The sequence below is a fragment of the Muribaculum gordoncarteri genome (assembly GCF_004803695.1).
In the GTDB taxonomy this organism is placed as follows: Bacteria; Bacteroidota; Bacteroidia; order Bacteroidales; family Muribaculaceae; genus Muribaculum; species Muribaculum gordoncarteri.
In genome coordinates, this window is sequence record NZ_CP039393.1 from 2,517,749 (window position 1) to 2,532,208 (window position 14,460).

The 14,460-nt window shown below is 44.2% G+C and carries 13 protein-coding genes and 1 tRNA gene; 10 read left to right on the forward strand and 4 right to left on the reverse strand.

Annotated features, from left to right (window positions below):
* The first annotated feature begins 33 nt into the window (after positions 1–33).
* Positions 34–1,683 (forward strand): RagB/SusD family nutrient uptake outer membrane protein, encoded by a 1,650-nt coding sequence (locus E7746_RS11125; RefSeq protein ID WP_136410834.1) that lies wholly within the window; start codon positions 34–36, stop codon positions 1,681–1,683.
* Positions 1,684–1,712: 29 nt separating this feature from the next.
* Positions 1,713–2,504 (forward strand): hypothetical protein, encoded by a 792-nt coding sequence (locus E7746_RS11130; RefSeq protein WP_136410835.1) that lies wholly within the window; start codon positions 1,713–1,715, stop codon positions 2,502–2,504.
* 134 nt (positions 2,505–2,638) lie between these two features.
* Here E7746_RS11130 and era read toward each other — a convergent pair whose 3' ends face one another.
* Positions 2,639–3,529 (reverse strand): GTPase Era, encoded by an 891-nt coding sequence (gene era, locus E7746_RS11135; protein WP_123395590.1) that lies wholly within the window; start codon positions 3,527–3,529, stop codon positions 2,639–2,641.
* Positions 3,530–3,721: 192 nt separating this feature from the next.
* Entirely contained in the window at positions 3,722–5,047 is a 1,326-nt protein-coding gene (locus E7746_RS11140; RefSeq protein ID WP_238337178.1) for an ammonium transporter, read from the reverse strand.
* A 404-nt stretch (positions 5,048–5,451) separates the two neighbouring features.
* On the opposite strand from E7746_RS11140, the gene E7746_RS11145 reads away from it, so the two are divergent.
* The 3 genes from E7746_RS11145 (at position 5,452) to E7746_RS11155 (ending at position 7,915) form a co-directional block, all read left to right on the forward strand.
* Positions 5,452–5,533: transfer RNA gene (locus E7746_RS11145), tRNA-Leu, on the forward strand.
* A gap of 204 nt (positions 5,534–5,737) precedes the next feature.
* Entirely contained in the window at positions 5,738–6,817 is a 1,080-nt protein-coding gene (locus tag E7746_RS11150; RefSeq protein ID WP_135946715.1) for a DNA adenine methylase, read from the forward strand.
* Positions 6,818–6,829: 12 nt separating this feature from the next.
* Positions 6,830–7,915, forward strand: coding sequence for a hypothetical protein (locus E7746_RS11155; RefSeq protein WP_135946714.1), 1,086 nt, complete (start codon positions 6,830–6,832; stop codon positions 7,913–7,915).
* Between the two features lie 178 nt (positions 7,916–8,093).
* Here E7746_RS11155 and E7746_RS11160 read toward each other — a convergent pair whose 3' ends face one another.
* Positions 8,094–8,645: a hypothetical protein gene (locus E7746_RS11160; RefSeq protein ID WP_136410837.1), complete on the reverse strand. Its 552-nt coding sequence runs from the start codon at positions 8,643–8,645 to the stop codon at positions 8,094–8,096.
* 1 nt (position 8,646) lies between these two features.
* Positions 8,647–9,138 carry an RNA polymerase sigma factor gene (locus E7746_RS11165; RefSeq protein WP_168184372.1) on the reverse strand — a complete coding sequence of 164 codons (492 nt, stop codon included), beginning with the start codon at positions 9,136–9,138 and terminating at the stop codon, positions 8,647–8,649.
* Between the two features lie 775 nt (positions 9,139–9,913).
* Between E7746_RS11165 and E7746_RS11170 the strand changes: the two genes are divergently transcribed.
* The 5 genes from E7746_RS11170 (at position 9,914) to E7746_RS11190 (ending at position 14,310) form a co-directional block, all read left to right on the forward strand.
* Positions 9,914–11,092 (forward strand): IS4 family transposase, encoded by a 1,179-nt coding sequence (locus tag E7746_RS11170; RefSeq protein WP_136409686.1) that lies wholly within the window; start codon positions 9,914–9,916, stop codon positions 11,090–11,092.
* Positions 11,093–11,143: 51 nt separating this feature from the next.
* A complete protein-coding gene (locus E7746_RS11175; RefSeq protein WP_136410838.1) occupies positions 11,144–12,439 on the forward strand; it encodes an erythromycin esterase family protein in 1,296 nt (431 codons plus the stop codon).
* A 20-nt stretch (positions 12,440–12,459) separates the two neighbouring features.
* Positions 12,460–12,900: an immunoglobulin-like domain-containing protein gene (locus E7746_RS11180; RefSeq protein ID WP_136410839.1), complete on the forward strand. Its 441-nt coding sequence runs from the start codon at positions 12,460–12,462 to the stop codon at positions 12,898–12,900.
* A gap of 178 nt (positions 12,901–13,078) precedes the next feature.
* A complete protein-coding gene (locus E7746_RS11185) occupies positions 13,079–13,540 on the forward strand; it encodes a hypothetical protein (protein WP_123395574.1) in 462 nt (153 codons plus the stop codon).
* On the forward strand, positions 13,537–14,310 hold the full coding sequence (locus E7746_RS11190) for a hypothetical protein (protein ID WP_136410840.1): 774 nt from the start codon (positions 13,537–13,539) through the stop codon (positions 14,308–14,310). The genes E7746_RS11185 and E7746_RS11190 overlap by 4 nt, the downstream gene beginning before the upstream one ends.
* Positions 14,311–14,460 lie beyond the last annotated feature (150 nt).

A 14,460-nucleotide genomic window follows, 5' to 3' on the forward strand; every position in this document is an offset into this window, starting at 1 on the left:
AATGATTAACAACCAATTGAATTTTATTGAACAATGAAACTGCTTAACAAGATATTTTCCATAGCCGTTGCGGGAATCGCCATGGTCGGATGCAACGACCTCGACACCGCCCCGATGGGAAGCACCATTACCTCCGACCAGCGCGAGGAGGTGCTTGGAGGAAACCCGGCAATGGCCGAGGCCGGAGTCAACACCATTGCAAGTAACTTCAAACAATTCGGAAAGGTCTACGCCGACGAGCACACCGACTTCGGATACCCCTCGATAATGCTTGCTCTCGATGTGAGAGGCGCCGACATGGTGAGCGCCTACACCGGCTACAACCGTTATTACGCACAGGTGGCCTACAGCGACATCACCGCAGGCTCATCGATTACCAACATTATATGGTACACGATGTACAATCAGATATATGCCTGCAACAGCCTCATCTCATCGCTCGACAAAGAGTCGACCGACAAGACCAACATGTTCTATCTTGGTCAGGCCTACGCCGTGAGAGCTTTCGACTACCACGTACTCGCACAGCTCTATCAGCACACCTATCTCGGCAACGAAACCAAGCCCTGTGTGCCCATAATCACCGAGCAGAACGAAGCCGAGGCTGCCGCCAACGGAATGCCCCGCGCATCGGTTGAGGATGTCTACACTCAGATTCTGGGCGACATCGACACCGCAATCGAACTCCTTGAAAACTCGGGCCGACTCGGCACCACCTCACGCAACGACAAGAAATTTGTCACCGCCTCCACCGCTCACGGACTACGTGCACGTGTCTACATGTGCATGGGCCGTTGGGACGAGGCCGCAGCCGACGCTCAATATGCCATCACCAACTCCAAGGCCACTCCCTACAGCTTTGACGAGCTTTCGGCTCCTGCTTTCAACTCGGGAAGCGAGCACTCATGGATGTGGTCGGTCAACATCGAGCCGTCCGACCGTTGCGTCACCACAGGTATATGCAACTTCCCGTCGATGATGGGTTCGCTCTGCTACGGATATGCATCAGTAGGCGGATGGCGCCGCGTCAACCAGAATCTTTACCGCACACTCTCGAAAACTGATGTGCGCAGCGGATGGTGGATCGACGAGAGCGGAAATGGCAGCTATGCCGGCATAGCGTCACTTCCCGTGTCAAGCTCTCTGTCCAAGCAGTCATGGTACAAGGGACAGATGCAGTGTGACGAGTATCTCTACTACCTGTCGGGAGGCTCAAGCAGCTACCTCCAGGTAAAGTATGCTCCTTATGAGAATCTGATGTACCAGAGCAACAACGCCTGCGATGTGCCGCTGATGCGTGTCGAGGAGATGTATCACATCATCGCCGAGGCACAGGCAATGGGTGGAAATCCGTCGCTCGGAGCACAGACACTCACCAACTTCGTCCAGACCTATCGCGACCCCGATTATGTGTGCACCGAGGCATCGGCCGAAGGAGTACAGAATGAAGTATATCGCCAGCGTCGCATCGAATTCTGGGGCGAGGGACTCGGATGGTACGACATGATGCGCCTCAAGAGAGGTGTTGATCGCCGAGGAGCCGGATTTGCCGCAGCGCAGACCTACAACATCCCCGCCGGCGACCCGTGTCTGATTTTCCAGATTCCGCAAGGCGAGCAAAACGGCAACCCGCTGCTCGGAGAAATCAATCCTGCGGCTACACGCCCGAGTGCGGTGAAGTAACAATCACTCAACTTTAAACATTCAGAATAATGAAATTCTTAAAATCACATATTGTTTTTGCCCTGGCTGCAATGGCCGCATTGTCGTCGTGCAGCGAGGACGGATACTGGGACCAGTATTCCGAAGCCGACAACAAGTTCAGCTTCCAGCAATCGAGCGTATCCTACAAGTACAGCAGTCCCGATTTCCCGTCGACCATAACGGTTCAGATAACACGTGACGACTCCAACGGCGAGGCTACACTCCCCGTAACCGCCACAACCGACGCTGCGGGAATCTCTTGCCCCTCACAGGTCACATTCCCGGCCGGAGTCAACTGCGTGGAATATCCTATAACTGTCGATGCTGCATCCATCCCGTTTGCCGAGGACATAACAGTGGAACTGGCAATTACCGATGATGACACTTCGATTTCGGGAATCGGAGAAATCACGGTAAGCCTGTACAAGGACTTCACATGGAACTACATAGGCGACGGTGTCTACACTACCAACATATTCGGCGACCAGTGGCCTCAGCCCGTCTATCGCGCACAGGAGAATCCTCAAGCCTTCATGCTTGAGAATCTCATCGCGACAGGCTATAACATCTGGTTCATGCTCGATGACACCTACTCGCAGGTACAGTACTACCCGCTTCAGGCCACAGGCTACTACGACCAAGGCGACCTCACCTACTATCTTCCCAATCTGAGCCAGTCCTATGTCGACGGCGACGATGTAGTGTTCCTTCAGCAGCTCGCCTACTACAGCGGTGCCAATCTCGCACTGCTCGCCCGCAGCTGGGAGTCAATAACAATGCCTGCCGGTTGGAACAACTGATTGAATAAAAGCAACAACAATCCTTAAAGACAGCAGAATCGGAGAAGTCGGTAAAACGGCTCCTCCGATTCTCATTTTTTTACATCTGTGGATTTATGCTGTCGCGTGACATGCCGCCCGGTGGCAGGCAGTCGTCACTCTATGTATCCGAACGAACGCAGCTTGTTTTCGCGGTTGCGCCAGTCCTTCTCCACCTTGACAAACAGTTCGAGATAAACGTGCTTGCCAAAGAAGGTTTCGATGTCCTTGCGGGCCTCGGTGCCTATGCGCTTGAGCATTGTGCCGCCCTTGCCTATGATAATGCCCTTCTGTGAGTCACGCTCAACGTAGATCACTGTCATTATGTGGATGGAGTCCTCCTTTTCCTCAAATTTCTCCACCACGACCTCAACCGAGTAAGGCACCTCTTTGTCGAGATTCAGCAACAGCTTCTCGCGGATTATCTCGGTGACGAAGAATCGGGCCGGCTTGTCGGTCAGCGCATCCTTACCGAAATATGGCGGAGCCACGGGAAGCAGCTCGATGATGCGGTTCATCAGCGTGTCGGTGTTAAACTTCAGCTTGGCCGATGTGGGGAACACCTCGGCGTTGGGAAGCAGATCTTTCCAGCGACCCACTATCGACTCCAGTTCATCGTTGCCCTTCAGCAAGTCAATCTTGTTGATGACAAGCAGCACGGGCACGGTTTCCTTTGCCACCTTTGCGAGGAAGTCGGCATTCTTGGTGGGATCCTCTACAACATCGGTCACATAGAGCAGCACATCGGCGTCGGTCAATGCACCCTCCGAGAACTCACGCATAGCTTCCTGCATCTTATAGTTGGGCTTCAGCACTCCGGGGGTGTCGGAGAACACTATCTGGTAGTCGTCGGTGTTGACTATGCCCATTATGCGGTGACGCGTAGTCTGCGCCTTTGAGGTTATTATACTTATACGCTCACCCACAAGGTCGTTCATAAGCGTCGATTTTCCCACATTTGGATTGCCTACGATGTTAACAAAACCCGATTTATGGTTTTCGTTCATAATACTTGAATTTTGTATGTTAATATTCTTTTTCTATCCTATATAACAAAAATCGAGCCGAAAGTTATCGTCATGTCATTAAAAAAGAGTGCGTGACATGATTAAAGTACAAAATCCGGCCGCGACATCATGGCCGCAACCGGATTTTGAACCGAAATAATGATAAGGATTAGACTCCCTTCGGTTAGGGGATCAACTCTCCTCCATGCCTTTGAACCACTCATCGACTGTAGGGGTATCCTCCGCAAGGCCCGTGACGCCCTCTATGCCGTACTCCTCGTCATGTTGCGAGCGGTCAAGGCCGATTTCCTCGCTGCGGCGTGAAACTCGCAGCGGAACCAACTTGTTGGTTATCCAATAAAGACCGTAACTCATTAAAAACGTATAGGCAAACACCATCAAAAGCACCAGGATGTGATTCCAGAAAAATTCGGTGCGCGAAATCATCTCGGCATCGCCGGCTGCAAAAAAGTCGTATGCGAATATTCCTGTCAGCACCGTTCCCAGAATTCCGCCAAGTCCGTGAGTGGGAAACACATCGAGTGCATCGTCAAGCATCTGTCCGTAACTCTTCCAGCTCACTGCCATGTTGCAGCATATCGTTATCACGAAGGCTATGAACACGCTCTGTCCCACAGTGACCCATCCGGCACACGGAGTGATGGCGACCAGCCCCACAACGGCACCGATGGCCGCTCCCATTGCCGACGGCTTGTGGCCGCGCAGTGCGTCAAACACCACCCATGTAACCATGGCCGTTGCAGCTGCAGTGTTGGTGTTCAAGAATGCCGAAACCGCGATGCCGTCGGCGGCAAGCGAGCTACCGCCGTTGAATCCGAACCATCCCAGCCACAGCAACGCAGCTCCAAGCAACACAAACGGCACATTGGCCGGCTTGGCGTCACGCTTCGATGAACGCTTGCCGAGAAATATCGCTCCGGCAAGAGCCGCAATACCCGATGCGGCATGAACCACGATGCCTCCGGCATAGTCATGCACATGAAGCATGGCAAACAAGCCGTCGGGGTGCCACGTGCAGTGAGCAAGAGGACAGTAAACAAACACCGTCCACAACACCATAAACAGCAGATAGCCTGCAAAATGCACTCGCTCGGCAAAGGATCCGGTGATAAGCGACGGGGTGATGATGGCAAATTTCATCTGAAACAGCGCAAACAACGCAAGCGGAATCGTGGTCGTGGCAATGCCAATCTGACTCATGCCCTCACGGCTCGGATCGGTGACATTGAGCACTCCCACATTCTCAAACATGAAGAAGTCGGCAGGATTGCCTATGACATGCCACACATCATTTCCGAAAGCGAGGCTGAACCCAAACACAACCCAGATTACACTTACAAATCCCATGACAATGAAACTTTGAAGCATCGTCGAAATCACATTCTTGACCCTGACCATGCCTCCGTAGAAAAACGAAAGCCCCGGAGTCATCATCAACACAAAAATAGTAGCGGTTATCATCCATGCCACATTGGCATACAGATGATCGTTAGGCATATCGAAAATGCCTTCTCCGGGACTAACAAACAAGCCAACAACGCTAATGGCAATCATAAGCACAAATGCCGTGAGCCATCCTAAATCAATCTTTTTAGCAGTAAAGAAACTCATAACAACAATAAGTTAAAATCATTTGACGCAAAATAAGTCAAAAGATATTAAAATAGCAAATATTTTAGCAATTTTCTTTAAAACAATCTGTACTATTTTCATTTTTCCAATATTTAACATACCTGCGCATAAATATGACACTATGCCTAATTACGCCGTACAGCAGTTTAAACCCGCTTAAACGCAAGCTCCGGCACAAAAACAGCTGTCAAAATCGCCTGTTGTCACAAAATTAGTCGCTCCGATATTGCACAAGAGAAAAATTGTCATTACCTTTGCACCGCAAAGAAGCCCAGATGGCGGAATCGGTAGACGCGCTGGTCTCAAACACCAGTGGAGCAATCCATCCCGGTTCGATCCCGGGTCTGGGTACGCAAAAAAGGGAGCAGATTGTTCTGCTCCCTTTTTTATGCTCTTTTGCCACACTACTCGGACTAAGACGGATTAGGTTTAAGGGGGATTAATTGACATTCGTACTTGCAACTCATTGTCCAGCCCATAGATAAGGTCAAGCATCCTATTGTTGGAAACAGTTATATGTTTGTATAATTCAAATATTGTTTCTAACTTTGCTTTATGCTAACAAATCAGTTAATACAGCCTTCTTTATTTGGGGAATATGATTTCATGGACATTAAATTCCCAAAACCTCAGTACCTAGGGGCTAAATATATTCATGGAGAATGGATTACTCGGCATATACCAGAGTGTGCTCAGGTTGTATTGGATGCTTTTAGCGGTTCGCAATCAATATCCTTTCTTTGTAAACAATTGGGTAAAAAAGTTATTACCAACGATTTTTTAAAATTCAATAGCGAAATTGGCAAGGCTCTGATTGAAAATAAAAACGAAATACTCATGCCCGAGGATATTTCAATCCTTTTTTCTGATAATTCTGATCCAAAAGAATACAATCTGATGGAACAGCTTTTTACTAATATATTTTTCGTACGTGAAGAAACTAAATTTTTAGATGCCTTTAGAAGTAATATCGATAGACTTAAGAATAAATATAAAAAAGCGTTGGCTTTTACCATTATGAATAGAGCTTTAACTCGCAAAGTGACAATGGGGCATTTTGCTCATACCCAAGCTTTAGTCTATGCTGCCAACCCCGATAGAATAAAACGAAATCGCAGCCTTATAAGACCAATTAAAGATATATTTTCAGAATTAATATCGGAATATAACAACGCTGTGTTTGACAATGGATGCGAGTGCATTTCATGCAATGAAGATATCATTAAATTTCTGCCGACCTTGTCGAATATAGATTTAGCATACTTTGATCCTCCATATTGCAATAGCCATGCAGATTATCAAGGATTTTATCATCTATTGGAAACATATACAAATTATTGGAAAGATAAGGAGTTTATTAATGGCACAAAAAGATATAGTCCTAAAAAAGAAAGCGGTTTTGAAACTAAAAAAGAAATAATTGGAAGCTTTAAAAAATTATTTTCTCTTTCCAAAGATATTCCATATTGGTTAATTAGCTACAACGATAGAAGTTACCCAGACATACAAACTCTTGTTGATTTGATTAGACCTTATAGGAAAGTATCGATAGACAGAAAACTTTACCAAACAGGAAGAGGAGGTAAAGGAAGTGTTGCAGGCAGTAATGAAATTTTATTAGTATGTGAACCATAATAAATGTTATATATGAATGGATTTGAAAAATGGGATATTGCATTCAGAGAACAAAAACTGGATGTCTTTAACAATAATATAGAAGGACTTCTATGGCTAAAAGTCCGAGCAATTTGTCGCGGCAGACAATTAAAAGAATTTTTAGCAGAAAATAATATCACATTAAATTCCACCAAAGTATCAGATCAAAATCGGGAATTGTTTGATATCTTGATAAATCGAGTCGATGCTTCTGTTATACTTGACAGATTTTTACAATGTATGAATCATGAATGGTATAATGAAATGGGAGTGGATATTCGACAGCTGAAAGAGGATTTATACAAAGTTCAATATTATTCTTGGGGTGGCGACCAAAACAACTCACTTGATAAATATTTTATCAGTCGATATGTTAAAATAATCAGTAAGTTTTCAGAATTGCAGAGCAGACAATCCGAAATTGGCGCAAATGCATGGAATTACGTACAAAACAGCTGGTATAATAATTGGACTTCTTTTATCATTGAATCATTGTTTAAACAAAATCCAAGAGTGATATCCGCCGTTGGAGAGATAAAGAGTGTAGATTTTTTCATTGATGAATATCCGATTGATTTAAAAGTTACTTTCTTCCCTAATCAATTTATGGAACAGAAGCTTAAGAATATTTTAGGAACATCTGAAAAATCATGGTTGAAAAAGAAATGCAAGAATCTTGGAATCTCATGTGATACAAAAGCGTCGGAACCACAACAAATATATACGTTAACAGAAAAACTAATGGAAGTTGGCCGAAGCGATATAATCAGAGAATTAGAGGTCGTTCGAGGCCAAATAATCGAAGAATCTCAAAGAAATCCTATTGAGCTAATAAGGTGGCTGTATGAGAATCAAGGCGAAATGCGCTTTGGCGCTGAAAATCGATTATACCTTGTTCTTGCAGACTCCAATGATTTTACGCAAGCTTGGAAAATGAAGAGGGCATTTTCTTTAATCGAGCCTAAGATTAAACAATATATCGAGAGCTTCTCTTCAGCTTCTCTAAAAAAAGTACAGTTTGAATTCAAGAAAAGAAAGTATTCAACTCTCGCTGATATTTTATTTATCGTAAAATGATTATATGTGTTTCCCTGGCCCAGATATCTAATGACGCATTTCCCATAACCTGTCTAAATCAGCCAAGATTGATTCTAATACGGCACAGTTGGGTACAGATAAGAGCTGACAATCACGTGATTGTCAGCTCTTATTCTTTTATAGCGTGTACTCAGAGAGTGTACTGACGGCGGAATATTTATTCCTTTATGGAATTAAGGTCGCGGAACAACTTGATGTATTGAGGCCATGTATGGACTATGCCGAAAACGACGGCAAACAGTAGAGTAGCAACCATTGCCCAAAAAGCTGTTTGGTTATAGTTCCAAAAAGATTGGGAAAGGAGAGTGAAAAACACTGCGAGGCAAACAATGAAAAACACCTCTCCTGAGATCATCATCAATTTTATATTCGCTGTACGGGAAAATAGTTTGGCCGGAGGGAGAGCTGCAATATCGATATGGCTTAATTGGGTGTACACGAAGATATACCATACCGCACCCACAGCAAGACAAACAGCCATGCCGATTTTGAGATAGTTGGGAAATGATTGAGATTCTATGTTGCCAAATGCCATTGCAGCGAAAACAACAGCGATGATGATACATGACACGAATCCTTGACGGATTTTTTTGAGTATCTTGGTTTTAGCCGTTTGGGAGGCCGATACGTTTATTTTGATGTCAGAGTCTGTCTTTGCGAGCACCTGCTCAAGCGTTGACATACTTTTTTTGAGTTCGTCGAGTTGCATATTACATTTGTTTTGAGAGTTTTTCTTTAATGCGGTGAATTTTTACAGCAACAGTGTTGCGTTTAAGTCCGATGATGTCGGCAATTTCGTCATACGAATGTTCATCAAGCCAAAGGAGCATGATTGCTTTCTCAATATCTTCAAGTCGGTTGATCAACGATTGAAGTGCTTGAAGATTTTCCCTTTGCGCATCATCGGCTTCTGATGAAATGTCAAGAAGTCCGAAATTAAGCGACACGGTTTCGATTTTGGGCTTTGATGAGCGCAAGGCCATTAGCGCCGAGTTTACAGCTACACGATAAATCCATGTCGACATTTTGCTGTCGCCTCTGAATTGACTTAATCCAAGCCAGATATTGACATAGATTTCCTGCCGGAGGTCGTCAAAGGGCAATTTGTCGGTAGCATAAAAATAGCTGACCTTGTTAATGATTCGGGAGTGCTGCTTTATGAGCGAGGCAAAATCCCTTTCGTTTGTTGGAGGATCTGTCATACTTCGTTTGTTTTGTTTGTTTTGCCTCATTAGGTGCACATTTAGCCCCAAAAGTTTCATAAACGCGAATTAATTTTTTTGATTCTCAACAAAGTTAGTAATAATCAAGACTCTACACATTCTATAATGCCCCAAAAGTCTATAATGTCTAAAAGTGTACTGCCGGAGAACGGAGCTACCACCGACATGAGGTTATAAATAAACATGCATTGAAAAATAATAGCTAATTTTGCATTATCAACCAATCAGACATGCATAAATGAAGCTTAACATATCCTCTAAGTTGTTGATTATTCTGTTAGACGCAGTATTCTCCTTCTTCCTGTTTCAAATAGTTGCAGGACTATTGGCCTATTTTTACTATATGCCTCCTTTAAACGACTTTTTGGCTACATGGGTATTATATTATATAGTAAGTTACATAATATGTCGCCGAACTTTGGGACAATATTTCTTCAATGCCGGAATTATAGACTTCGGCAATAAGAATTTATTCGCACTCCGCCTTATATTGAGAGAATTAACTTCCAGTTTGCCGGCTGTAATACTTCTGCTGTTCGGATGGAACCATTTGTCACCAATCCGATTTTTAGCAACACTTCTCATTTGTAGTATTTTCGCTATATTCCGAAAGAAAATATTCAGAATTAGTAGTGGTGCGATAAAAATCTTACCACTGTTATTAAAATATTAATATTTAGTCAAATACAAGAGAACATTGATTTTTTGATTTGAAATTGATTTATTAGTCTTGTTGTTCCCAAACATCAAGATTATGAATCAGGGTAAGTATGTTTTCTCCCAGGTAATTGAATTTATACCGCGTTACCAGTTCGATAAGCTTGTAAGGCTGTATAAAGGAGATTGGCATGTAAAGAATCTCAACAGTTACAATCACCTCCTTCATCTGCTCTTCGGACTGTTGACGGGCTGTGATTCGCTACGAGACATCTGTCTATGTCTGGAGGCCCATTCAAAGATGCTATATCATCTCGGTTTTCGGAAAACAGTCAACCACACATCTTTGTCGCGGGCTAACGAAAGTCGGGACTATCGAATTTTTGAGGGACTGGGAATTTATCTAATAGGATTGGTAAGACCCATGTATTCAAAGGCTAAACTATCCGAGATAACCATAGACAACGTAATCTATGCGTTGGACTCCACAACCATATCAACCAGCATAAAACTTGCGACATGGGCATTGGGCAAATACAGCAAAGGCGCTGTAAAGATGCACACATTGCTTGATTTGCGTGGAAGCATACCGGCAAACATTCATATTACCGATGGAAAATGGCATGACAGCAACGAACTTGACATGCTTTCGCCGGAACCATTCGCATTCTATGTGATGGACAAGGCTTATGTTGACTTCAAGGCTTTGTTCAGATTCCATCAGTCACAGGCATTCTGGGTATCCCGTCCGAAAGAGAACATGAAGTTCATGACAATCGGGCAAATGGAAATCCCCAATGCAAAGTCAGGCATCATAGAAGACTCCCGTATTCGGGTAACCGGATATAAGTCGAGTAAACTCTATCCTGATGACATGCGGTTTGTACGAGTATATGACCCGGACAATGACACAATTGTGGATTTCATATCCAATAACTTTGAAATCAGTGCCTTGGAAATATCCAATCTCTACCGCCATCGCTGGGATATAGAAGTTTTCTTCAAATGGATCAAACAGAATATTGTCGTGAAGACCCTTTGGGGATTTTCCGAGAACGCGGTAAAAATCCATCTTTGGACTGCTGTCATTGCCTATCTTACGGTAGCTCGAATAAAGGCCGATTATAAAAGCTGCTATTCTATAACCGAAGTGGCGACCCTTATCAGAATCTCTGCTTTGGAACGTGTCGAGTTACGACAACTTCTAACCAAGCAAGACTTGTCAACCAATTCAAATCAAAATGTCAAAGATATCTCTTTATTTGATGATTTCTAAACCAACGCGATTTTATCGCACCAGTAGTAATTCAGAATTAAGGTTGAAAAGATGGCGCAGTCATATTCATCGGATGAAAAGCGTGTTTTTAAGAATATTGCATATACATTCATTGTGCTGATCATTTCAGCAACTGCGGTCAGAGCCATTAACACACTGGCGACCAATGACAATCTATTGCTTAAGGAACGACCGATGTGCGCAGTGCCTCGTCCTTCAGGTCATTCGGTTGGGAAATATGTCGACTTTTTACACGAGAATAAATCTGATATTAACGATTATATTTTCAGCTTGTTTGATAAATACGATCATGTCATTCTCTGTGAAAGAGCCCATCCGGAAATGACACAATATGATATGATTTATAGTATTGTGAGTGACAATCGCTTCGTGGATAGTGTCGGGAATGTGTTTACTGAAATTGGCTGTGTTGATTCGCGTGAAGCATACAAAGCATTTCTTGATAGGGAATTTAAAAACGAAGAAGAAGTGGACAGCAGTCTGGCATCTTTTATGACTGTCAACCAATCAGTTCACTTGCTATGGCCTAATACCAACTGGTTCAACTTTCTCAAAAGATTGTACTATCTCAATCACGGGAAATCCACAAAAGTAAATTTACTCTTTGCCGACCGTAATTGGATTGACAGGTCCGAGCTTGATAGCAGAGATAGTATTATGGCTGAAAATATTGTTTCAACGCTAAAGAACGACAGTCTGAGAAAATCCTTAATCATAATGAATTACAGGCATGCCTATCTCACCCCCGAAAACTGCGGCTATTATGTTTCACAGGCCTTCCCCGGCAAAGTGGCCAATGTGATGATTAACACAGGAAGTGTCAGCCTAATTGACCTGCTATTTGGAAAAGAAACCATGCTCCCTACCTTACACGGTAAATGGGATGCCGCTTTCAAGCAGGTCAAAGATTCGGATTGTGCATTTGACTTTGACGGCTCTCCTTTCGGGGATGATGAATTTGACCATTTTGTCATGCCTTGGAATCATGTGCGTGCTTTAAAATATAAGGATATGTTCACCGGCTTTATCCATTATAAAGCACCTGAGGAACAATTTACCAACATCGGCTATAATCATATTTTTGACCCTGACAACGAAAAACAATTAAGAGCCAGGGAGGCTGCACTGAAAGGCTACTCATTGGATTACTGGAAAGAGCAGCTAAAAAACGGAATAACTCATCAGGAAGGTATGGATATATATTATAGCTCCGGCAGTATTGAGAATCAAATTTATATCATCGTGTGTGCGGTTGCCGCTATTTTAATAGGCCTTATGGGCCTGATCAGCTATTGCCGAATTTCCAAAATGAGGTCTAACATATAGAAAATTTCATGTCTGATGTCGTGGCATCGAAAAGGCACATTTCCAACTCCCCTTACATCCTGTTTGACGGCCCGTCAAAGCCGACGCCAATTTCCCGATTGGTTGACTCAGTAGTTGAGCTTCAGGCAGTAACACTACAACCCGAAAGCTCCTCATTCTCGGTAAATTCCGGGGTTGCCGCGTTTACCCTAACCAATGACAGCGAAAGAAATATCGAGTTTGGCGTCCGCTACCTCATCGGCTTCAAAGGCTCCGACGGCATTTGGTACAGGCTGCCTCATCCCGGAATATGGGAGGATATGGGAATTGTCATTAAGCCCACCGGCAAATACACGATTAAGGCCGCACTAAATCCCAAGCTTAACAGAAACAAGCCCGGAACCTATCGGCTGTACAAACAAATCCAATTCACCGACGAGGAGGCTCCCGTGTGGTTGATGACCGAGTTCCGATTGGAATAACGGACGATTGTCACAATTCTGCCGGCCAAGTCAGCGACAACCTCAATCAATTTATATCTTCTTCGGGCCAACAATTTATGCCGGCGCATGATTCAATATTGCAAAAATTGTATAACTTTGCCGATGGATCAATCGTCATTAACCCGCTACATAAAATCTTATTGGAGGCAATCCCTAAATGAAATCAGCAATCACATCTCTCTTGGTCATCGCCATCACGCTATTAGCATCGTGTGACAATCGCTCGGGCTATCTCGACGACGATCAGCAATCGACCGTCTTAATGCTCACCGATGTGGAGTGGCTGCTGTCCTATTCCCGCCCAAGCATCGGTGATGAGCAAAGCTACGACAACGAAACGCAGATTTACAAGTTTGACCGCACAGGCAAGGGATGGGTTGCCAACGGATCATTTACCGACGCTTCAATAAAGGAAAACACGAGATACTATCAGTGGACATTCACCACGGGAAACTTTACTGTCATCTACATGACAGGCAATGCGGTGGATGGTTACTGGCTTATTGAAAAACTAACCGCCAATGAATTATGGGTGGAATGGGCACAACAGGATCCAGTGATATATCCCAATCAATATAATACCCACTACAAATTTAAAGCCCGGAAATCAACAAAATGAAGTCACTTAACATTTTCACAATCACCTTGCTCTTCATCATGAGCCTGCTCACAATCGCTTGCAATGACGACGACAAGGAGCCCGAAGTATTCCCTATACGCTTTACGCATCAAGACTACACCATACTGTTTGGCACAACAGCAAGCATCGATTTTTATGACGGCGGCGGTGTTTATGAGCTTGAGGCAAGCAATCCCGATGTATTGGGCAAAGTCACCATTGACTTGGAGAACCATCAGCTGAAAGTGTTCCCTGCAAGCGTGGGCGAATCCTCGTTGACAATTACCGATGTGAATGCCCACAGCTCGGTCACGCTGCGATTTACCGTAGAGGATTTCTATCTCTCCTTCAGGATTGATGAAATCACCGGTGAAAACACCAACCCCTATTTGACCAAAGGAGGTGAAATCCGATTCATTAGAGATAATAACAACACCAAGCAGGTAAAAATCATGCGTCACGACAACCTGACCCATCAAATGGAATATGTGGCAAACGGACATTTTGACATCACCCAAAGCTCTACCAACATATTCACGCTCGACATGGCTCTCCATTCAAAACGCGAAGAAGAGTTGGAAGCATTCAACTACACCATAGGCGGCGACTGGGAATGTCTTAGACTGTTTGAATCATACTTTGGGTATGACTGGGACACAAGCATCGCATCCAAATCGCAGCCTGTAAAACAACTCGAAATGATCCTGACCGACACATTCAACGACTGCAAAATAACCTCCACACTCCAACCCTTCAATCCCAACAAATAAACCCGCCTGTGGCGCAAATCCCCCGCCTGTAGGGACGCGATATATCGCGTCCGCATCAACGATGGGTAATATTTATGTCCGCATCGAAAAAGGACAATATTTTGCGTCCGTATCAATAATGGTAATGTTTATTTGCGGACGCGATGTATC